Source organism: Dechloromonas aromatica RCB (genome assembly GCF_000012425.1).
Window position 1 is genome coordinate 1,712,445 of sequence record NC_007298.1, and the last position, 21,019, is coordinate 1,733,463.

16 protein-coding genes are annotated in these 21,019 nt (G+C 55.6%); 12 read left to right on the forward strand and 4 right to left on the reverse strand.

The genetic code is table 11. The annotated features are described in order from the left end of the window. Positions 1-21: 21 nt before the first annotated feature. Complete coding sequence (locus DARO_RS08235) at positions 22-570, reverse strand: hypothetical protein (protein ID WP_198134120.1); 549 nt, start codon at positions 568-570, stop codon at positions 22-24. On the opposite strand from DARO_RS08235, the gene DARO_RS21640 reads away from it, so the two are divergent. Genes DARO_RS21640 through DARO_RS08255 form a run of 4 tightly spaced genes read left to right on the forward strand, consistent with a single transcriptional unit; the run spans position 569 to position 7,996 of the window. Next, a complete protein-coding gene (locus DARO_RS21640; RefSeq protein WP_049758569.1) occupies positions 569-3,871 on the forward strand; it encodes a DUF748 domain-containing protein in 3,303 nt (1,100 codons plus the stop codon). The genes DARO_RS08235 and DARO_RS21640 overlap by 2 nt on opposite strands. A gap of 6 nt (positions 3,872-3,877) precedes the next feature. After that, positions 3,878-5,212, forward strand: a complete 1,335-nt coding sequence (locus DARO_RS08245; RefSeq protein WP_011287357.1) for a DNA recombination protein RmuC — start codon at positions 3,878-3,880, stop codon at positions 5,210-5,212. Continuing rightward, positions 5,196-5,627, forward strand: coding sequence for a DUF3293 domain-containing protein (locus DARO_RS08250; RefSeq protein WP_011287358.1), 432 nt, complete (start codon positions 5,196-5,198; stop codon positions 5,625-5,627). Before DARO_RS08245 ends, DARO_RS08250 begins: the two co-directional genes overlap by 17 nt. Further along, a complete protein-coding gene (locus DARO_RS08255) occupies positions 5,624-7,996 on the forward strand; it encodes a protein kinase domain-containing protein (protein ID WP_011287359.1) in 2,373 nt (790 codons plus the stop codon). The genes DARO_RS08250 and DARO_RS08255 overlap by 4 nt, the downstream gene beginning before the upstream one ends. A 158-nt stretch (positions 7,997-8,154) precedes the next feature. Here the strand turns inward: DARO_RS08255 and DARO_RS08260 are convergent, their stop codons facing one another. Further along, complete coding sequence (locus DARO_RS08260) at positions 8,155-8,982, reverse strand: outer membrane protein assembly factor BamD (protein WP_497463048.1); 828 nt, start codon at positions 8,980-8,982, stop codon at positions 8,155-8,157. Between DARO_RS08260 and rluD the strand changes: the two genes are divergently transcribed. From rluD to DARO_RS08275, 3 genes are read left to right on the forward strand one after another with little or no spacing between them, the layout of a single operon-like run. Further along, positions 8,981-9,937, forward strand: coding sequence for a 23S rRNA pseudouridine(1911/1915/1917) synthase RluD (gene rluD / locus DARO_RS08265; protein WP_011287361.1), 957 nt, complete (start codon positions 8,981-8,983; stop codon positions 9,935-9,937). The genes DARO_RS08260 and rluD overlap by 2 nt on opposite strands. Next, positions 9,930-10,667, forward strand: coding sequence for a peptidoglycan editing factor PgeF (pgeF, locus tag DARO_RS08270; protein ID WP_011287362.1), 738 nt, complete (start codon positions 9,930-9,932; stop codon positions 10,665-10,667). Before rluD ends, pgeF begins: the two co-directional genes overlap by 8 nt. 28 nt (positions 10,668-10,695) lie before the next feature. Next, complete coding sequence (locus DARO_RS08275; RefSeq protein WP_011287363.1) at positions 10,696-11,463, forward strand: ZIP family metal transporter; 768 nt, start codon at positions 10,696-10,698, stop codon at positions 11,461-11,463. 41 nt (positions 11,464-11,504) lie between these two features. On the opposite strand, the gene DARO_RS08280 is transcribed toward DARO_RS08275, so the two are convergent. Beyond that, complete coding sequence (locus DARO_RS08280; protein ID WP_157037288.1) at positions 11,505-11,723, reverse strand: hypothetical protein; 219 nt, start codon at positions 11,721-11,723, stop codon at positions 11,505-11,507. Positions 11,724-12,146: 423 nt separating this feature from the next. Between DARO_RS08280 and phaC the strand changes: the two genes are divergently transcribed. From phaC to phbB (DARO_RS08295), 3 genes are read left to right on the forward strand one after another with little or no spacing between them, the layout of a single operon-like run. Beyond that, positions 12,147-13,844: a class I poly(R)-hydroxyalkanoic acid synthase gene (gene phaC, locus DARO_RS08285; RefSeq protein WP_041224848.1), complete on the forward strand. Its 1,698-nt coding sequence runs from the start codon at positions 12,147-12,149 to the stop codon at positions 13,842-13,844. A gap of 22 nt (positions 13,845-13,866) precedes the next feature. Beyond that, the gene (gene phbB, locus DARO_RS08290) at positions 13,867-14,607 is read left to right on the forward strand and encodes an acetoacetyl-CoA reductase (RefSeq protein WP_011287366.1); all 741 of its coding nucleotides are present in this window, start codon (positions 13,867-13,869) and stop codon (positions 14,605-14,607) included. A gap of 50 nt (positions 14,608-14,657) precedes the next feature. Continuing rightward, entirely contained in the window at positions 14,658-15,401 is a 744-nt protein-coding gene (phbB, locus tag DARO_RS08295) for an acetoacetyl-CoA reductase (RefSeq protein WP_011287367.1), read from the forward strand. Positions 15,402-15,489: 88 nt separating this feature from the next. Here phbB (DARO_RS08295) and DARO_RS22210 read toward each other — a convergent pair whose 3' ends face one another. After that, entirely contained in the window at positions 15,490-16,158 is a 669-nt protein-coding gene (locus DARO_RS22210) for a PEP-CTERM sorting domain-containing protein (protein WP_157037162.1), read from the reverse strand. A gap of 1,057 nt (positions 16,159-17,215) precedes the next feature. On the opposite strand from DARO_RS22210, the gene phaR reads away from it, so the two are divergent. Together phaR and DARO_RS21645 are read left to right on the forward strand one after the other, a co-directional pair. Next, complete coding sequence (gene phaR, locus DARO_RS08305) at positions 17,216-17,776, forward strand: polyhydroxyalkanoate synthesis repressor PhaR (RefSeq protein ID WP_011287369.1); 561 nt, start codon at positions 17,216-17,218, stop codon at positions 17,774-17,776. A 613-nt stretch (positions 17,777-18,389) separates the two neighbouring features. Further along, positions 18,390-20,969, forward strand: a complete 2,580-nt coding sequence (locus tag DARO_RS21645) for a response regulator (protein WP_157037163.1) — start codon at positions 18,390-18,392, stop codon at positions 20,967-20,969. The last annotated feature ends 50 nt before the right edge of the window (positions 20,970-21,019 follow it).

Sequence of the window (21,019 nt, forward strand, 5' to 3'; positions counted from 1 at the left end):
CACGAACTCGATTGCCTCAGTCTAACGACAATAGCTGCTGAAGAAAAGCAGTGCGCCGACTGCAATGCTAATGGCCGTTATTCCCCAGCCGATACCCCAGGTTAGCGCTTGACGTGTCTGGTGGTGAGCGGCCTGTTGCTTGAATTGGAAATAGCGTTGAAATTCACCGAGGGTGAGCAGTGCTGTGAATAGGAAGAAAATCATTCCGCAGAACATGGCAATGATGGTGCCATTGGTCAGTTCTCGGCAGGCGCCGGCTGTGCGATGGAGATAGATCAGGATGTCATCGGTTCTGAAGGCAAAACTGACAAGCAGATAGGCCAGGCCGGCAAAAATTCCAATCAGACCAATCACTAACCAGGTTTGCCAGCGCTTGAGTTGCATAATGGCGCTGTAAATGTCGTCGATTATCCAGTTCATATGTTTTTTTTGCTGATATTGGTGCGGCGCCGGTGTGCTAAATTTAGCCGATATATAGTACTCGAGGCAGAATATCATGGCAGAGCAGACGGCAAACAAATCAGTATCAATGTCACATCTTTCTGCCGCGCTGAAATCCCCTCGTAGCATGAAGCTCGGCAAATGGCTGGGGATATTTCTGCTGGTTATTGGCGTTTTAGGGTTTTTCGCGGCGCCGCCGCTGCTTAAATCAATTTTGCAGAAGCAACTCTCGCTGCAGTTGCACCGTGAAGTCAGCATCGAGCAGATCGCCATCAATCCCTACGCCTTGTCAGCCAAGGTTAACGGTTTGTCGATCAGGGCCGATGGTGGCAAAGAGGTGGCCGGCTTCGACGAATTGTTCGTCAATCTCTCTTCGGCTTCAATTTTCAAGCTGGCGGCGGTTGTTGATGAAGTTCGTCTGCAGGGCCTGCGCCTCGCCGTGAGCCGGGTAGCCGAAGGTCGCTACGATATTTCCGATCTGCTCGACGAGTGGATGAAACCCAAGGATGAGCCGGAGAAGGACACGCCGCGCTTCTCGCTGAACAATATCCAGCTGATCAACGCGAAGATTGTCTTTGATGATCAGCCCAAGGGCAAGGTTCATACGATCAGCGACATCAACCTGGCCTTGCCTTTCGTTTCCAGCTTGCCCTATCAGGCGGAAGTCCTGGTTCACCCGGCCTTTTCTGCCAAAATTAACGGCTCGCCACTGGCGCTGACCGGCGAAAGCAAACCGTTTACGACAACTCATGAAAGTCATCTGAGCCTCGACCTGGATCGTTTCGATCTGGCCGTGCTGCAGCCTTACCTGCCGGAATCGCTGCCCTTCCGCCTTAATGCCGGAACGCTCGATACCGAAATGAAGGCCATGTTCAAGGAGGTCTCGGACAAGGTTTATTCGGTGACAGTGATTGGCGCGGCCCATGTGTCCGGCCTTGTGCTGGCGGAAAGTGACGGTCAGGCGCTGGTTGGCTGGAAGCGCCTGGATGTGGAACTCGACAGTATTGACCCGCTTAACCGCAAGGCTGCGGTCAAGCGGGTGGCCCTCGATGGGCTGGATGTCAGTCTGGCCGTGAACAAGCAGGGCGAGTTCAACGTACTGCGGCTGCTCGACAAACTGGCCAAGCCGGTTGCCACAGTCCCGGAGCCGAAGCTTGAGTCGGCCAAGCCCTTCGAATGGACGCTCGGCGAGTTCGCGTTGAGCAACGGTCTGCTGCGCTGGAAAGACGACTCGAACCCGACGCCGGTTACCGGCGAAGTCCGCAACCTGCTGGTCAGCGTTGGCAAGGTAGACGGCAAGCTGGTCGAGCCGATCGAGATCAACGAGGTCAGCTATCAGGTTGATCTCGGTGAGCGCTTTCGGGTCGAGAAGATGGCCATCAAGGGCATCAAGCTGGATCTGCCGGGGCGGCGTGTCAACATTGCCGAGGTGATCAATACTGGCGCTCGTGCCCGCATGCTGCGGAACAAGGACAGCAAGATCGAATGGGTCAGTTCCCCGGTGCTGAAAACTATTCGTGCCACTGATGCCAAGGCAGAGGCGAAGGCCAAGGAGGAAAAGCCATGGATCGGCAAGGTCGGCAAGCTGGCGGTTGAGGATCTCGCCTTCCGCTTCGAAGATCAGAGCATGAACCCGGTGGCGGTCCAGGAAATCGAGGCGTTCAGCCTGCACGGCGAAGGTCTGACCAACGAAGCAAACCAGAAGGGCAAGATCGCGCTACAGGGCAAGATCAACAAGAAGGGCAGCCTGAATGTCGACGGCAGCCTGCAGGTCTATCCGCTTGATGCGCAGCTCAAGGTCGAGACCGTCGCCATTCCGCTAATGCCGTTCGAGCCTTATCTGGGGCAGTTCCTGAACATTTCGCTGACCCGTGGCCAAGTCTCGAACAAGGGAGAGGCGACGGCAAAGCTCGATACCTCTGGCCTAAAAGCCAGCTACAAGGGCAATTTTACGCTCGGCGACTTCGTGGCCGTCGACAAGGCGAACAGCACCGATTTCCTGAAATGGAAGTCACTGTACTTTGGTGGTGTCGATTTCAAGCTGGAGCCTCTGGCCATCAATATCGGCGAAATCGCCTTGTCCGATTTCTACTCACGCCTGATCCTGAACAAGGAAGGCAAGCTCAATGTCGCCGACATCGTCAGGAAGCCGGACGGGGGCGAAACCCCGAAGGAGGCGGTGACGCCGGTTGCGACCAAGCCGGATGCCAAGCTCGCCGCCAAGGATGCCGCGCCGGTCAAACCGCCGGTACCAATCAAGATCGCCAAGATCACGCTGCAGAACGGAACGGTTAATTTCTCCGATTTCTTCGTCAAGCCGAACTACACGGTCAACCTGACCAAGCTCGGCGGTCGGGTCAGCGGCCTGTCGTCGGCGGCAGATACGGTGGCCGATATGGAGGTGCGTGGCAAATATGCCAACTCGGCACCGGTACAGATCCTGGCCAAGCTGAATCCGCTGGCCGCCAAGACCTATCTCGATCTCAAGGCGGACATTACCGGCGTCGACCTGACCGGCTTCTCGCCGTATTCCGGCAAATACGCCGGCTATGCCATCGAGAAGGGCAAGCTGACGCTCAATGTGGCCTACAAGCTGGAAAATAACCAGCTGACGGCTGAGAACCGGTTGTTCATTGATCAATTCACTTTTGGTGACAAGATCGAGAGTCCGGATGCAACCACGTTGCCGGTCAATCTGGCGATTTCGCTGCTCAAGAACAATCGTGGCGAGATTGACCTCAATCTGCCGGTTGCCGGTTCGCTGGATGACCCGCAGTTTTCGATTGGTGGCCTGATCATCAAGGTCATCGTCAACCTGTTCGTCAAGGCGGTAACTTCGCCGTTTGCACTGCTCGGCTCAATGTTCGGAAGTGGCGAGGAGTTGTCGAACATCGAGTTCGCAGTCGGTCGTGTGGGCATCAATGACGCAGGAACCAAGAAGCTGGAAAGTCTGGCCAAGGCACTGGTCGAACGTAATTCGCTGAAACTGGAAATTACCGGACGAGCTGACCCCGAAGTCGATAGAGAGGGCGTCAAGCGCGTCGGTATCGAGCGTGCCATGAAGGCCGAAAAACTCAAGGATATCAAGAAGGCGGGTGAAGGCAAGTCGCTGGAGGATATCGAGATTTCCCCCGAGGAGTACAAGACCTACCTGACCCGAGCTTACAAGGAAGCCAAATTCCCGAAGCCGCGCAACGTGGTTGGCCTGCAGAAGGAGCTACCGGTTGAGGAAATGGAAAAGCTGATGTTGGCCAACCTTCCAGCCTCTGATGAGGACATCAAGGCGCTGGCTGATCGCCGGGCCGAGGCTGTGCAGGGCTGGTTGGTCGAGCAGGGCAAGGTGCCGCCCGAGCGTGTTTTCCTGCTGCCGTCCAAGGTCGAGCACGACGACAAGGGCACGGGTAGCCGCGCCGATTTTTCCTTAAGGTAATTTTTAATGAGTGAAACGATGGGGCTGGCCCTGGCGGTCGGCACGGTGGTGGTCATCCTGCTGCAGGTGGCCTTGCTGTTGCGGGATAACCGCAAACAGGGCGATGCAGAGCACTTCCGGACGCTGCTGGACGCGCAGGAAAAAGGCTTGATGCGCCTTGAGCGCGAATTGCGCGAGGAGCTGGCCCGGGGCCGGCGCGAGGATGCCGAAGAGGCATTCCGCGACCGCGAGGAGCGAGCCCAATCAGCCAATCTGCTGGGGCAGGCGATCACCACACAGGTTGGCCAGTTTGGTACCTTGCAGGCCGAGCGCCTGGAGGCCTTTGCCCGTGAATTGAATCGTTTTTCGCTGGGGCTGGACGAGCGTTTCGAGCGCCTCAAAACGACCGTCGAGGGGCGCTTGACTGCCATTCAGACGGACAATGCCAACAAGCTCGAGGAAATGCGCCGTACCGTAGACGAGAAGCTGCATGCGACTTTGGAGCAGCGTCTTGGCGAATCCTTCAAGCTGGTTAGCGACCGACTGGAGCAGGTGCACCGTGGTCTTGGCGAAATGCAGACGCTGGCAGCCGGTGTTGGCGACTTGAAGCGCGTGCTGACCAATGTGAAGACGCGTGGTACCTGGGGGGAAGTCCAGCTCTCAGCGCTGCTTGAACAGTTGCTGACGGCCGATCAGTTTGCTTCCAATGTTGCGACCCGCCCGGGTAGCAACGAGCGCGTCGATTTTGCCATCCGCCTGCCGGGCAAGGACGACGGTGCAGTCGTCTGGCTGCCGATCGACGCCAAGTATCCGATCGAGGACTACCAGCGTCTGCTTGATGCTCAGGAGCGAGCAGATCCGGCGGCGGTCGAGGAGGCTTCGCGGGCCATCGAAACGCGGCTGAAGAGCGAGGCCAAGAGCATCCACGAGAAATACGTCTCGCCGCCGCATACGACTGATTTCGCCATGCTCTACCTGCCGCTTGAAGGCCTCTATGCCGAGGCGCTGCGCCGGCCGGGGCTGGCTGAGACGCTGCAGCGCGATTTTCGGGTCAGTCTGGCCGGTCCGACGACCTTGGCCGCGCTGCTTAACAGCCTGCAGATGGGCTTCCGTACGCTGGCTATCGAGCAACGTTCAGCTGAGGTCTGGGCCGTGCTTGGTGCAGTGAAGACCGAGTTCGGCAAGTTTGGCGAGGCGCTGGCGCATACCCGGAAAAAGCTGGACGAGGCAAGCAACAGTATCGCCAAGGCGGAAACCAGGACCAGGCAACTGTCGCGCAAGTTGAAAGAAGTCGAAGCGCTACCGGCGGCAGAATCTGAACAATTGATCGGTGTGGTGGAATTTGATGGTGAAGACGAGTGAATTAGAAGTTGCCTACAAGGCAACGACCTATCGGGTGTATTTGTCCGGTGGAATCTGCGATCTGCGTATTGGCCAAGCATGCGAAGCGCTGCGTTGCTGGCTGGAAACGGCTGATTGCGAGCAGTTTTCGATCATTACAGCGTACAACCCGGGGTCGCAGCCGACTGATGAGGCGATCAATGCCGAGCGGCAAGCGCAGTTGGAGTGCGAACTTCTGGAAGGCAATTACGAACCTTATGCTGGCCAGAATGTTCCGGATAGTGATGCCTGGCCAGTCGAGGAGAGTTGTTTCGTACCGGACCTCGGACCAGAGGATGCTTGTGCATTGGCCGAAGATTACGGGCAGAATGCAGTAATCAGCGGTGGCGCCGACGGCGTACCGCATCTAGTCTGGATAGAAGCAAGCGAAAAATGAGCATCAAAATCGGCCGTTTCGAAGTCCGGGGTGAGTTGGGACGTGGCGCACAAAGCGTGGTCTATCTCGGCTTCGATCCCCAGTTGCAGCGTGAAATTGCCATCAAGACCCTGCATTTTTCTCGGCCGGACCCTGCCCAGAACAAGGTTTTGCTCGACGAGGCACGGACCGTCAGCAAGATGCGTCATCCCAACATCGTGCCGATTTTCGAGGCCGGCGAGGAGCGCGGCGATCTTTATCTCGTTTTTGAGTACGTGCCCGGCAAAAATCTCGCTGAATTCCTGCGCCAGAGCGGTGCGTTGCCACCGGTCAAGGCGGTGACCATCCTGGGCAAGGTGCTTGATGCCGTAGCCCATGCCCACGCCCAGGGCATCATCCATCGCGACCTGAAGCCGTCCAATATTCTGCTCGATGACGATGGCACGCCGCGAGTCATGGATTTCGGTATCGCGGCACGCATCGACGGTGCGAGTGAAGGTACTGACCGGGTGACCGGAACGCCGGCCTATATGTCACCCGAGTACATTCTGAAGCGCGAACTCAGTGAACGTTCAGATGTTTTCTCAGCCGGTGTCATCCTGTTCGAGATGCTGACTGGCCGCCGCGCGTTTCCTGGTGACAACGTCTCCCAGATCATGCAGCGGGTGGCCCGGGAGGATCTGGTATTGCCCGAGGATGCAGGGGTTGATGATCGTTTGAGCAGTGTTTTGAACAAGGCGGTGGCCCGTGATCCGTCAGTGCGCTTTCAGACGGCGGCGCAATTTGCCGAAGCTTTGGACAACTATCTGAACCCGGAAGACGAGCTTGGCGCGACCGGTGCTGGCCGCCAGTCGACACTGGAGTTCCTGTTGCGCCGCATGCGGCACAAGAGCGACTTCCCCGCTTTGTCCGAGTCTGTCAGCGCTATCAACAAGATCGCCAACAGCGAGACGGAGAGCATCGATAAGCTTTCCAATACTATCCTCAAGGATTTTGCACTGACCAACAAGTTGCTGCGACTGGTCAATTCTGCATACTTCAGGCCGGCAGGTGGTGGCTCCATCAGTACAGTCTCGCGAGCCGTGATCGTGCTGGGTTTCGAGGCCGTTCGCAATATTGCCATCACGGTCCTGTTGTTCGAACACTTGCAGAACAAAGGCAATGCCAACCAGTTGAAAGAGGATTTCCTGCGCGCCAACCTGGCCGGTGTTCTGGCCAAGGACATTGGTGCTACCGCGCGCATGCGCGATCTGGAGCAGTCCTTTATTTGCGCTTTATTCCACAGTCTGGGTCGCCTGCTGTCACAGTTTTACTTCCCCGAGGAGTCGGACGAGATTCGGCGTGTCATGGCCCAGAAGAACTGCAGCGAGGAGAGTGCAGCGCTGCAAGTGCTGGGTATTTCCCTGGAAGATATGGGCATGGCCGTTGCCCGCCAGTGGGGCTTCCCGCCGCTGATCGTCAGTTCAATGCGGAAGTTGCCGGCAGGGCCGGTCAAGAAACCGGCGCAACAGGAGGACAGACTGCGTGTGTTGTCCGGATTTTCCAACGAATTGTGCGACTCCATCGCTCAATCGACACCGGAAATTCGTGACCGTGAGCTGAAAAAAGCAATGACGCGTTTTGCCGAGGCGATTGATCTCAATCCGAAAGATGTCTTTCAGACGGTTCAGCGAGCCGTTGAGGAAGTGGCTGATTTTGCCCGCGTCATTCACCTCAACCTGCAGCAGACAAGTTTTGGCAAGCAGATGCGTTTGTTCGCTAAAAAGGGGGGAACTGAGGTTGGCGATACTAACGATACTGATTTCGCGGATGGTACCGTCCTTGGCGAGAGTGACCCGCTAGGTGCCGTTGAAGGCGAAGCCGGGTTGCAGATTCTCGACGCGCAGGCTATTTTGACGGCGGGAATTCAGGACATCAGCAACACCCTGATCGATGGTTTCCAGTTGAATGACGTCCTGCGCATCATCCTTGAGACGATGTATCGTGCCATGGGGTTCAAGCGGATCGTGCTGTGCATCCGTGATGTCAAGGCAGGGGCCATGCAGGGGCGCTTCGGTTTTGGGCCAGATGCCAACGAGCTTGCCCGGGCGTTCCGTTTTCCGCTCAGCTTTACACCCGACATCTTTCATGCAGCGACATCGAAGGGGGTTGATCTGCTGATCAGTGACATCAACGATCCGAAGATCGCTGGCCGCATTCCCGACTGGTATCGCAAGGCCGTCCCGGCCCACTCATTCGTCCTGTTTCCGCTGAATATCAAAGGGAGTCCGGTAGCGCTGATCTATGCCGACCGCGATGAGCCGGGTGGGATTTCGATTCCGGAAAAAGAGTTGCAGTTGCTGCGGACGCTACGCAATCAGGCCGTGCTGGCTATTAAGCAAGGCTCCTGAAACAACCTGTGTAGGGGAGGGGGGGCTGGCCAGGCACGCGGAGCGTGGGGCAAGGCACGCAGGCGGCGGGGATAGCCTCTCTCTTGATTTAAGCTAAGCGTTGAAGGGGCAAAAAAATACCCGCAGCAGCGGGTATTTGGGAATTGGTTCAGTCAAACTTACCAGAGCTTCCACCAGGCTGTCTTGCGCTCCAGGCCATCATTGTAATAGCGGCTGTTCGGGAAGTTTTTCTTCATCACACGCTGAGCGTCATCGCGCAGCTCATTCATGCCCATTTTGTCGTAGGAGGTAACCAGAATGAACATGGCTTCCTCAATCGCCGGGGCCTGTGGATAGGTCTTGACCGCAAACTGAGCGCGGTTGGCGGCTGCAATATAGGCACCACGTTTGACGTAATAGCGAGCAACATGGACTTCCAGAGAGGCCAGGGCATTGACCAGATAGTTCATGCGCAGGCTTGCGTCGGGTGCGTATTTGCTTTCCGGGAAGCGGGTGACTAGTTCCTTGAAGGCGTCGAAGGCCTCCCGAGCTGCCTTGGGATCCCGCTCGGTTGGATCCTGTGAACTGATATATGCGGTCAGGCCGAGATCTTCGTTGAAGTTGATCAGGCCCTTCAGGTAATAAACATAATCAACGGTCGGATGACTGGGGTGTAACTTGATGAAGCGGTCACAAGCGGCCAGCGCCGAGCCGGGTTCGTTGCCCTTCCAATAGACATAGCCGAGTTCGAGTTGGGCCTGTTGTGCATAACGACCGTAGGGGAAGCGTGCTTCAAGCTTTTCCAGGTACTTGGCAGCCTTTTCCCAGTTGCCGTCGGCCTGAGCATCCTTGGATTCGGAATAGAGCTTGCCGGCTGACCAGCCGCTTGTTTCGTCAAACTTCTCGGAAGTCGAGCCGCAACCGGCAATGAATGCAACAACGAAAACAGCCATCAACAAGCGGAAGAAGGCGGGGAATGTCTGGAATGCGGGTAAACTTCGCATCATGAATGATCCTATTGAAGATTCCGGCGATTATAGCCGAACTGAACCGCTCCGCCTGACCGTTCCTGATGCCTCTTATGGCCGCCGTCTCGACCAGGTGCTGGCTGAACTGCTGCCGCAACATTCGCGTAACCGTCTGCAGGGTTGGGTCCGCGAAGCCTGTGTGCAGGTTGATGGCAAACCGGAAACCGAACCCAAGCGCAAGATGATGGGTGGAGAGAAGCTGCTGGTCAGCGAGCCGGAAGACGTCCGCAACCAGCCAGAGCTGCCTGAAGATATTCCACTCGATGTCGTTTTTGAGGACGAGACGCTGCTCGTCATCAACAAACCGGCCGGACTGGTGGTCCACCCGGGTAGCGGCAATTGGAGTGGCACCTTGATGAATGCGCTGCTTCACCATGTGCCGGGTATCGAGGTCGTGCCGCGAGCAGGCATCGTGCACCGGCTGGACAAGGACACCAGTGGCCTGCTGGTGGTCGCCAAGACTCTGGAGGCGCAGACGGACCTCGTCCGGCAGTTGCAGGCGCGGACGGTGCGGCGGATTTATCTGGCCTTGGCTGCGGGTGCGATGAAGCACGAAGGTACGGTCAATGAGCCGATCGGACGGCATCCGTCGCAGCGCATCAAGATGGCCATCGTGCCGGAAAACCGGGGTGGCAAGCCGGCGATTACCAATATCCGCATTCTGGAGGCCTTTACCTACACGACCTTTGTCGAGTGCTCGCTGGAAACCGGTCGTACGCACCAGATCCGCGTGCACATGGCGGCGATCCATCACCCGCTGGTTGGTGATCAGGTCTATGGCAAGCACAACCCGAAGTTGCCGGAATTTCCACGGCAGGCGCTGCACGCTACCCGCCTTGGCCTGGTTCACCCGCTTACCGGTCTGAAAATGCAGTGGGAAGTGCCGATGCCGGAGGATATGCGTAACCTGCTCGATAACCTGCGCTATGGCTGATCTGCTTACTCCGGACTGGCCGGCACCAGTTCGGGTTCGCGCCTGGCAAACGCTGCGTACAGGTGGTTGCAGCCCGGCGCCATGGAGTAGCTTCAATCTGGGAGACCACGTCGGGGACGACCAGGCTCGCGTTTTGGCTAATCGGGCAAGCTTGCGCAAGTATCTGCCAAGCGAGCCACTGTGGTTGAAGCAGGTGCACGGTACTGTTGCAATCGATGCCGGAAACTCTCCGAGATTGATGGAGGCAGATGCGGCATTTACTCGGCGCACCGATACCGTGTGTGCTGTAATGACTGCCGATTGCTTGCCGGTACTCTTCTGCGATCGTGCCGGAACGGTGGTCGCTGCTGCTCACGCCGGCTGGCGTGGATTGGTGGCTGGCGTACTGGAAGCAACGATCAAAAATATGGCGGTGCCTTCCGAAGAAGTGCTCGCCTGGCTTGGGCCGGCGATCGGTCCGCAGTGTTTCGAAGTCGGCGCTGAGGTGCGTGCTGCTTTCGTGGCTGCCGACCCCGAGGCTGATCGTGCATTTCTGCCATCAGCTTCCGGCAAGTGGCTGGCCGATATTTACGCCTTGGCCCGTCGCCGCTTGCGGCGTAGTGGCGTCGAACGCATCTACGGCGGCGGGGCATGTACCGTCAGCGAACATGAGCGCTTCTTCTCCTACCGTCGTGATGGCATCACCGGGCGCATGGCCACGCTGATCTGGCTGGCGACCGACGGCGTATAATTCCCGGCTTTTCATCGAACCGAACTCCGTGAGCACTCTTTCCTGGATCATTGTCGTATCGCTGGCCGGCGGCGCATTGAGCGTCATTGCTGCGGCGGTGCTGAGCATTGCGCTGGGAACGCATCGCATCAGCATGCTGATTTCCTATGCGATTGGAGCCCTGCTCGGGGCTGCGTTTCTCGAAATACTGCCGCATGCGCTGGAACATGGCGATACCCATCGGACGGCGGCGACTGTCCTGTTCGGGATTCTGGCGTTTTTCGTGCTGGAAAAGCTGGTGCTCTGGCGGCATTGTCATCACGACCACTGCGAGGCGCACGATGCTCATGCGCCAGCCCATGACCATGGGCGGTCCGGCCTGCTCATCCTGGTGGGTGATACCTTCCACAATTTCGTTGATGGCATCCTGATTGCCGCGGCCTTTCTCGAAAATACAGAGCTTGGCATCGTCACGGCGCTGGCGATCATCGCCCACGAAATTCCTCAGGAAGTCGGCGATTACCTGATCCTGCTCCATTCCGGCTACAGCCGGATCAGAGCCCTGGCTTTTAATTTGCTCTCCAGTCTGGCGACGCTGGTCGGTGCCATGCTGGCCTACTTTGCATTGGCCCAACTGACTGAATGGATTCCGTCGCTTCTGGCGCTCGGGGCTGCCAGCATGATCTACGTTGCGGTAGCTGACCTGATTCCCGGGTTGCACAAACGCACCGCCCTCAAGGAATCAGTCTTGCAGGTACTGCTGATCGGGGCAGGTATCGCCTCTATCGCAATCGTCCAGGCGCTGGTTGGCGAGTGACTCGCAAATTCCCCGGCGTTGCAGCCGGGGCCTGGGGCCGTTCAGTCAGCGTCGTTTTCTTTGTTTCTTTCGGCCATCATTTCCCGGTAACGCTTGCGCTGCCTGCGAATCTTTGATCCGCTCAGATACAGGATGATCCCGCAAGGGAGGGCGCCGTAGAACAAGAACGAGATAATCCCGGAAGTAATGGTCGGTTCATTGGCGGCGACCAGAACAGTCACGTAAAGCCAGCCGATAACGATGATGATGGCAAAGGGCATGGCGCGCATTGTATTTCGTGTCGCCCCAAAAAGCTAAAGCCCGCACTTGGCGAGCTTTGCGGTGATGAGGCTGGGCGAATCAGTTATTTCCCGCGCGAATTCGCACTTGCCCATCGTTTCATTTCGCCACTTGTCCCATGGGCTCGGATTGTTACGCTAGAGAAAGATTGTGCCGAAGATGAAGAGGGTCGCAATTTATGCAGCGAGCACTTCTGGCAGGCCTTTCGTGGGTGATTTCCTCGTTGTGTAGTGCCTGCCGATTGTAACAATGTACATATTCAGGCGCTTCAAGGGCGCCCTAATTATGCATGCAAATGCATTGACAGCGCTGAAGCGGGTATGGAGAATCCAAAAGCTCAAACCCCGATAACAACAGATACGAGTCTTCTCATGGCGCAGGGACCGAACGATAACGAAGCATTCATGGGTTCTGCCACGCAGTTTATGCAGGCCGGCCAGAACATGATGCAGCAGTTCATGGATTACCTCGGCAAGACAGGCAATTCTGCCGCCAAGATTCCTTCCCCAGCGGTTGATCCGCAGGCCATGACGGCACTGCAAAAGCAGTTCATGGATCAACAGATGTCGCTCTGGCAGTCTGTGTTGGGCAAGCAACAGGGTCAGGAGCCAGTCTTCAAGGTTGCACCTGAGCCCGGCGATCGCCGCTTTGCCGCACCGGAGTGGAAAGAAAGCCCGATTTACGATTACCTGCATCAGGCCTATCTGCTCAATACCCAGTATCTGAAGCAAATGGTCGAAGTGATCCCGGCTGAGGATGAGAAAGCCAAGGAACGCATGCGTTTCCTGGCTCGCCAGGTCGCCGATGCGATGGCACCGTCCAATTTTGCCGCGACCAACCCGGAATTCATCAAGCTGGCCATGGAAACGAAGGGCCAGAGCATCACTGACGGTATCAATAACCTGATCAAGGATTTCGAGAAGGGCCGTATCTCGATGACCGACGAATCGGTGTTTGAGGTCGGTCAGAATATTGCAACGACTGAAGGTGCCGTTGTCTACGAAAACGAGTTGATGCAGTTGATCCAGTACGCGCCGCTGACCCCGAAGGTTGGTACCCGGCCACTGCTTGTTGTGCCCCCGTGCATCAACAAGTTCTACATCATGGACTTGCAGCCGGATAATTCGCTGATTCGTTTCATGGTTGAGCAGGGCAATACGGTTTTCCTGGTTTCCTGGCGTAACCCGAAAGAAGAGCAGGGTCATCTCGGCTGGGATGACTATCTGGAGAATGGCCCGATTGCCGCGCTGCGTGTGGCCCGGGAAATTACCAAGGTCAAGCAGGTCAATGCGCTCGGTTTTTGCGTCGGCGGCACTATCCTGACATCTGCACTGGCGGTGCTCAAGGAGCGTGGAGAAGACCCCGTCGCCTCGCTGACGCTGCTGACAACCCTGCTCGATTTCTCCGACACCGGTGAAATCGGCCTGTTCATCGACGAACAGGGTGTTGCTGCCCGCGAAGGCACGATCGGCAAAGGCGGGCTGCTGCCGGCCCGCGACCTGCAGAATACCTTCTCTTTCCTGCGTGCCAACGACCTGGTCTGGAACTACGTGACCGGCAATTACCTCAAGGGCGAGAAGCCGAAAGCCTTCGATCTGCTCTACTGGAATTCCGATTCGACCAGCCTGCCGGGGCCGTTTGCTTGCTGGTACATGCGCAACATGTATCTGGAAAACAATCTGCGTGTGCCGGGCAAACTGGGCATGTGCGGGACGAAGGTTGACCTTGGCAAGCTCGATATGCCGGTCTACCTGCTGGCAACGCGCGAAGATCATATCGTACCGTGGCACTCCGCCTACCAGAGCACACGCATTCTTGGTGGCAAGGTCCGCTTTGTGCTGGGGGCTTCCGGCCACATTGCAGGCGTGATCAATCCGGTCAGCAAGAACAAGCGCAGCTACTGGATTAACGAAGATGTGAAAGCCGATGCTGAGGGCTGGTTGGCCGCAGCAGAAGAGATGAAGGGGAGCTGGTGGGCCGATTGGGCTGGCTGGCTGAAACCGTTGTCAGGAGAACAGCGGGCACCGCGTAAACCGGGGAATGCCAAATATAAGCCGATCGAACCGGCGCCTGGCAGATACGTCAAGGAACGCGCGGTATAAGAACTTCTCACGGAGACAAAAAATGTCGCGAGTTGCACTGGTTACAGGAGGGATGGGCGGTCTCGGCGAGGCCGTCTGTATCAAGCTGGCTGCGCTGGGCTTCAAGGTCGTGACGACTTATTCGCCGGGTAATGCCAAGGTACAGGACTGGCTGAAGGGAATGAACAACATGGGGTACGGCTTCAAGGCCTACCCGTGCGACGTGACCGATTTCGAGTCGGCTCGCGAATGTGTCGAGACCGTGACCAGGGAAGTCGGTCCAGTCGATGTGCTGGTCAATAACGCCGGGATTACCCGCGACATGACCTTCAAGAAAATGACCAAGGGTGATTGGGATGCGGTCATTCATACCAACCTTGACTCCGTGTTCAATATGACCAAGCAGGTCATGGATGGCATGATCGAACGCAAGTGGGGCCGCGTCATCAATGTTTCTTCGGTCAATGGCCAGAAGGGCGCTTTTGGCCAAACCAACTATTCGGCAGCCAAAGCCGGCATGCATGGTTTCACCAAGGCGTTGGCTTTGGAGGTCGCCAAGCAGGGCGTGACAGTCAACACCATTTCTCCCGGCTATATCGGTACCAAGATGGTGACGGCCATTCCGCAGGAAATTCTCGATTCAAAAATTCTGCCGCAGATTCCAGTCAACCGACTGGGCAAGCCGGAAGAAATCGCCGGCCTTGTCGCCTACCTCGCTTCCGATGAAGCGGCGTTTGTGACGGGAGCCAATATTTCCATCAACGGCGGTCAGCACATGTACTGATCGGCGTCATTTTTTACCCCGCTTTAAATTAACAACAGGAAGGAATAACTATGACTCAACGTGTTGCTCTCGTTACCGGCGCTATGGGTGGTCTTGGAACCGCAATCTGTCAGGAACTGGCCAAGGCTGGCCATAAGGTGGTCGCTTCTTACCACCCGCAATTCGATAACAAGGACGAGTGGCTGAAGGAAATGGCAGCTGCTGGTTTCAACGATTTCGTCTGTGTCGCTGGTGACGTGTCTTCGCTGGAAGATTGCCAGAAAATGGTTGCCGAAGCTGAAGCGGCTTGCGGCCAGGTCGACATCCTCGTGAACAATGCCGGTATCACCCGTGACCGCATGTTCGCCAAGATGGAGAAGGATGGTTGGGATGCCGTTATCGCTACCAATCTGACTTCCCTGTTCAACATGACCAAGCAAGTCTCCGCCAAGATGGCTGAGCGTGGCTGGGGTCGCATCATCAACATCTCCTCCGTCAACGGCGTCAAGGGTCAGGCTGGCCAGACCAACTACTCCGCTGCCAAGGCTGGTGTGATCGGCTTCTCCAAGGCTTTGGCTGCCGAACTGGCCGCCAAGGGCGTGACGGTTAACGCCATCTGCCCGGGCTACGTTGCCACCAAGATGGTTATGGCAATCAAGCCGGAAGTGCTGCAGTCCATCATCGACACCGTGCCGATGAAGCGTCTGGCCAAGCCGGAAGAAATCGGTGGCGCCTGCGCCTACCTGGCTTCCGATCTGGCCGCCTTCATGACCGGCGCCACGATGAATATCAATGGCGGTCTGTACTACCAGTAAGATGGTTGTCCATGCGTTGCAGTGAAGCGCATGAAAACAAAGAAAAAGCCCTGTAAATCAGGGCTTTTTTATTGCCATTCTTGGTTGTTTAGGCTTTCTTGCGGCGACTAAAGCCTAGAGCGGCTAAACCCAAGCCAAGAAGTGCAAGCGATGCTGGCTCGGGAATATTATTCTGCGGATCACCTGATGGAGTAAAAGACTGGATGTTTGTCATACCGTTTGCACCAAAGGTGATGAAACCAGTTAAAAGGTTTTGGAAGGCCTGATTTCTCAATGAGAAGCTCCCGCCTTGGACACTTAGCTCTAAATGTGTCCCATTTGGGGAGTCGAATGTTTCATCAAAAAATATCCCGTTAAAGATACCGTTCTTGTATTGAATTGCAGGACCGCCTTGAATGCCTGCGTCTCCAAAATGGAATGACAGACTGCCAATATTGAATTCGAAAATGCTGTTGTTTGTTACGTTTGGAATTGCACCGATAGAAAATACGTTTGCGGTTCCAGAACTGGGTACCGGCACGGTGCTATCAAAAATGAAATGACCAGAAACAACTGCTGGATTGGCGCAGTTGAAGCAGGAAGTGGAACTGAAACCTGTAATGCCAGCGGCGGTTAGCCTGCTTACAAAACTTGAGGTAACACTAAACAAACCGCCGCCAAAGTCTGCGCTTTCGTATACAGGTGTGGCCCAGGAATTGGTGGCACACAATGATGCCAAGGATGTTGCTACTACTGCTCGTATTAGCTTGGTGCGCATTGGTGTTCTCCTATGGGTGAAGACACAAAGCAGTATTTTCTTGGCGCCTTGTCGACTTGAAGGTCGTGGCGTCAGCCGATGCAAATTCCGGGCCATTATGATCGGAGGGCTGTTGTTTTTTATTGAAATCAATGTATTGCATAATCAGCAAGAAACTGATCTCTGCATATCAGCTGGTTGTTGTAAGCTTATTCGACAGTGCTAATGTGTCATTTCGCCTCGATCAGATTTCCCCGTGGGATTCTCCAATTCGGTCACGCTCTACGATCAATCCCATTCTGATGACTTTTTCGGTGCTCATTCCCATGGGATTCCCTCAAGCCTCTGTCACGCATAAGTACTGCCGGTACTAAGAATAGGGCTAACAGGATGGCGATAGAGAGCAGCAGGTGATTGTTGAGAGTGAATTGCAGCACGGATTTCTCCATCAGATTTTTGTTTTAATTCAGACAGGTGTCCAGCGTAAGTGTTGCTGAATCAGACTGCTCGCTCTTTAAAGAGATTTGACGCGCATGAGGCGCATCTACAACCCGTCGCACCCCGACGAAACCGTGAGGGAAGTTGTTCTGTCGGGGCTTGGCTTGATGGTGATGCAGGCGGCCGAAGAGTTGGGCATCAACAGGGTAACGTTGTCGTGCACTGAACGCTAAGGCCGGTGTCAGTGTCGACTTGGCGCAGCGCCTTCGGGTATGTTTAGACGGCACGACAGCAGAGAGCTGGTTGAAGGGGCGGCTTGCCTACGATCTCGGGCTGGTTTGAGCTGTATTGGCCGGCGGTCAGCATCAGGCGTGCTCAGGCAGCGTGAGGCTGCCGTACGGTACGCCTGGCACGGCTCAAGTGAGTAGCCCGGCTAGGGGCTTACTCGGTAGTGAAATTACGGGATTGTTGCAGAATAGTGGATAGCGGTAGCTTGTTGTCTCTACCAGTAGCTCGTTGCAACATTCGGTATGAAATATTGCTGAAGTTTTGCAATGCAACAGGGAAGGGCGCCTCCGGGCGCCTTTTTTTTACGCTATAATGCTGCACTGCACTAAAACTTTGTATTGAGGATCGCCGCATGTCGGAACCGGTACGCCTGATCAAGAAATACCCCAACCGTCGTCTTTACGATACCAAGACGAGTGCGTACATCACTTTGGGTGATGTGAAGGACTTGGTCCTCAAGTTCGAAGTGTTCAAGGTGATCGATGCCAAGACTGGTGATGACCTGACCCGCAGCATCCTGCTCCAGATCATTCTTGAAGAAGAAACCGGCGGTGTCCCGCTGTTCTCCAGCGAACTGCTTTCTGGCTTTGTCCGTTTCTACGGCAGCACGATGCAGGGTATGCTCGGCAAGTACCTGGAAAACAACATGAAGACCTTTGTTGATTTCCAGCAGAAATTGCAGGATCAGTCGCGCACCATGGGTGGCCCCAACGGTGGTGACAACGCTCACATGCAGGCGGACTTCTGGAACCAGTTCCTGAATTTTCAGCAGCCAGCCATGCAGAGCATGATGACTACCTACATGGATCAGTCCAAGAAAATGTTCCAGTCGATGCAGGATCAACTGCAAAGCCAAACGCGGAACATGTTCATCACCGGTTTGCTCAATCCGGCGGATAAGGAAGAGAAGTAATCCGTTTGGCTGGAGTGTGACTCCGGCCGGCATTGCCTTTTCGTCCGGCGACTATATCCAGTTGCGTTATTCTGGCGGCGCCTCTTACCCGTACGTTTGTATCGTCAGCAGGGTTCTCTTTGTGTCCCGGATATTGCAGGGGCCTTGAGTTCTGCTGCGTCGTAGATGACCCCATCGCCGAGATTGCTAAAGGCTGGCTGCCATACGCTTGCGAATGTGCGGGCGCCTGCCTCTCCGTTGGCAGAACGATATCAACGGCTATTATTTTCTCCCGTGCCATGCCAATTCTCGAGCCTGGATTCGCCGATGCTGTGGTTTGGCTCGTCTGTTAATCAGGAGGCTTGATCTGGCAGTTTTTTGTGCCAATGAGCTTACTGCCTCGGGAGGTTATGCGACGGAATCAAATCCGGTATCGGGCCATGGATCAGTCGAATCTGCATACTTGTACTAGATTGTTATTTGGCTATAGAGGAAATCCACAGTCGACTTATCGATACAGGATACTGTAGTTTCTGAAATACTATTTAGCATTTGTTATCCAATACACTGGAGGTGGCTGGGTGCTTGGGTTTTGTTATTTTTTGCCAAGGCGACGAAGGCTAAGCAGGCGGCAATGAGCGTCAGTTCGCGTGATCGCTTTATTCTATTGGCGACGGCTGGTTACACAGTTTTCTCCCTGCTGTGGATATTCCTGTCCGACCAATTGATGTCGGCATTTGCCGACATCAATTCCATGGTTTGGCTATCAACAGCCAAGGGAATATTTTTTGTCATTGCGACAGCCGGGATGTTTTACCTCGCCATGCGTGCAGTGCCCACAGACAATGCTGCACTTAGCGAAGGCTTACTGAAATCACTGCTTGATCGTTCAATGCAGGGACGATGGCCACGTTGGGCGGTCTATATTTTCGCTATTCTGGTTACGCTGCTGATGTTGCTGGTGCGGGCAAGTTTGCCGCTCCCATTCGACGAACGGCCAATGCTCATTTTGTTCATGTTGCCGATCATTCTCAGCGCCTTGCTGGGGGGCTTGGGGCCAGGGCTTTTCTCTACGGCATTATCGGCGCTGGGTGTGAATTTCTTGTCGATTGCTCCTCTGCGCGGCCTTTATATCGCCTCCAGTTACGATCTCTTTCATTGGAGTTTCCTGGTCATTAACGGTGTCGCCATCAGTTTGCTCAGTGAAGTGCTACGTAAGGCGCGGAGCAAGGCAGAGGTCAACCGCCAACTCCTTGACACGATAGTGTCGGGTACATCGGATGCCGTCTTCCTGAAGGATGCCCAAGGGCGTTACCTCTTGGCAAATGCCGCTACAGCAGGCTTTGTTGGCAAGGCGCAAGAAGAAATCATTGGTCAGGATGATACTTTCCTGTTTCCGGAAGAAACGGCCCGTGATTTGATGACCAGTGATCGTGTGATCATGCTGGCAGCTCGAAACACAACTCACGAAGAGTGCCTCAGAACGCTGGATGGCAAGGAAATGGTTTTCCTGGTGACCAAGGGGCCGGTTTTTGACCACCAGGGGCGTGTTGTCGGGCTCTTTGGTATTTCGCGCGAAATCACCGAGCTCAAGCGGGCAATGGCGGCATTGGTGGCCAGTGAAGCGGCCCTGAAACTGGCTCAACGCCAGGCCGGTATTGGTAACTGGACATGGAATATTGGAACTGGCGAGCATTCATGGTCCGAAGAGGTCTATCGTATCTATGGCCATGATCCTCGTTTGCCGCCCCTTGGTTATCCCGAGGTTAGTCAATACTTTATGCCAGAAAGCTGGAGGCTGCTTTCAGCTACGATTGAGAAATGCCTGGTTGATGGCGAACCCTACGAATGCGATGTCGAGCTAATGTCACCGCCCGCTACTAGCTGTTGGGTGGCTGTGCGCGGAGAGGCGACACGTAGGCCTGATGGGACGATCATCGACCTCCATGGCACGATTCAAGACATTACCGAGCGCAAGCGGAGTAGCAAGGAATTAGAGCAATACCGCCATCACCTTGAGGAGCTGGTCGAGAGCCGCACCACTGAACTGGCGACGGCGAGAGCTTCGGCCGAGGCTGCAACACGGGCCAAGAGCGCTTTTCTGGCGAACATGAGCCACGAGATACGAACGCCGATGAATGGAATCCTCGGCATGGTTCATCTGATGCGACGTGCCGGGGCAAGTCCGGCGCAGCTTGAGCAGCTCGACAAGATTGCCAGCTCCGGGACACACCTGCTTGTCATCATCAACGACATTCTCGATTTGTCCAAGATTGAGGCCGGAAAACTCGTTCTGGAACAGGAAAATTTTTTGTTGTCCGAGGTGGTGAATACGGCCTTGGCGGTCATTGCCGGGGCTGCTGCAGCCAAGGGGCTGACGGTGAATGCTGATGTGTCCTCTATTCCACAGGCGTTGCGTGGCGACCCGACCCGGCTTTCACAGGCGCTTGTTAATTATCTAGGCAACGCGCTCAAATTTACCGAGCGAGGCAGCATTTCTCTGAAAGGCAGCGTCGTCGAAGAAACAGAGACGGATTACCTGCTGCGCTTCGAAGTCAGCGATACCGGCATTGGCATGACGGCCGAGCAGCAATCGCATTTGTTCATTCCTTTCGCTCAGGCCGATAGTTCTACGACGCGTAAATTTGGCGGCACAGGCCTAGGCTTGGCCATTAACCAGCACATTGCTCAGATGATGGGGGGGGAGGTCGGCGTGAGTAGTATCCCCGGGCAAGGCAGTTCCTTCTGGTTGACCGTGAGACTTGGCAAAGGGCGCTCGACTGGGCAGGCAAAGCCGACTCTCGCGAGCGACCCCGAGGAGGTTCTTGTGAGTGAGCATCGTGGTCGACGTGTGTTGCTGGTTGAAGATGAACCGATCAATCAGGAGGTAGCTGGAGAGTTGTTGCGAGAAGTTGGACTGGAGGTCGAATTGGCAGCCGATGGCTTACAGGCCGTGCAGCTGGTCGTGGAGAATGACTACGACGTGATCCTGATGGATATGCAGATGCCTGAAATGGATGGTCTGGAGGCAACAAGGGCAATTCGCAAACTGCCCGGACGCCAGACTGTTCCCATTCTGGCCATGACCGCCAATGCCTTTGCCGAAGACCGTGAGAGATGCATGGCTTCCGGTATGAACGACTTCATTCCCAAACCGGTCAATCCGGATGTCCTTTACGCGACGCTGCTGCGCTGGCTGACGGTTCGCAGCTAATCGATTGCCTTGCAGGGCATCGGGCTGGCTAACGTTTTTGGCGAGATATA

Bases quoted from the DNA above. Each gene is read 5' to 3' on its own strand.
- phaC (WP_041224848.1), top strand. From the start codon at position 12,147: ATGGGTTCTGCCACGCAGTTTATGCAGGCCGGCCAGAACATGATGCAG.
- rluD (WP_011287361.1), top strand. From the start codon at position 8,981: ATGAATGATCCTATTGAAGATTCCGGCGATTATAGCCGAACTGAACCG.
- DARO_RS08245 (WP_011287357.1), top strand. From the start codon at position 3,878: ATGAGTGAAACGATGGGGCTGGCCCTGGCGGTCGGCACGGTGGTGGTC.
- DARO_RS22210 (WP_157037162.1), bottom strand. From the start codon at position 16,158: ATGCGCACCAAGCTAATACGAGCAGTAGTAGCAACATCCTTGGCATCA.
- DARO_RS08235 (WP_198134120.1), bottom strand. From the start codon at position 570: ATGCTACGAGGGGATTTCAGCGCGGCAGAAAGATGTGACATTGATACT.
- DARO_RS08260 (WP_497463048.1), bottom strand. From the start codon at position 8,982: ATGATGCGAAGTTTACCCGCATTCCAGACATTCCCCGCCTTCTTCCGC.
- DARO_RS21645 (WP_157037163.1), top strand. From the start codon at position 18,390: ATGAGCGTCAGTTCGCGTGATCGCTTTATTCTATTGGCGACGGCTGGT.
- DARO_RS08250 (WP_011287358.1), top strand. From the start codon at position 5,196: ATGGTGAAGACGAGTGAATTAGAAGTTGCCTACAAGGCAACGACCTAT.
- phbB (WP_011287366.1), top strand. From the start codon at position 13,867: ATGTCGCGAGTTGCACTGGTTACAGGAGGGATGGGCGGTCTCGGCGAG.
- DARO_RS08280 (WP_157037288.1), bottom strand. From the start codon at position 11,723: ATGCCCTTTGCCATCATCATCGTTATCGGCTGGCTTTACGTGACTGTT.
- DARO_RS08255 (WP_011287359.1), top strand. From the start codon at position 5,624: ATGAGCATCAAAATCGGCCGTTTCGAAGTCCGGGGTGAGTTGGGACGT.
- phbB (WP_011287367.1), top strand. From the start codon at position 14,658: ATGACTCAACGTGTTGCTCTCGTTACCGGCGCTATGGGTGGTCTTGGA.
- pgeF (WP_011287362.1), top strand. From the start codon at position 9,930: ATGGCTGATCTGCTTACTCCGGACTGGCCGGCACCAGTTCGGGTTCGC.
- phaR (WP_011287369.1), top strand. From the start codon at position 17,216: ATGTCGGAACCGGTACGCCTGATCAAGAAATACCCCAACCGTCGTCTT.
- DARO_RS21640 (WP_049758569.1), top strand. From the start codon at position 569: ATGAAGCTCGGCAAATGGCTGGGGATATTTCTGCTGGTTATTGGCGTT.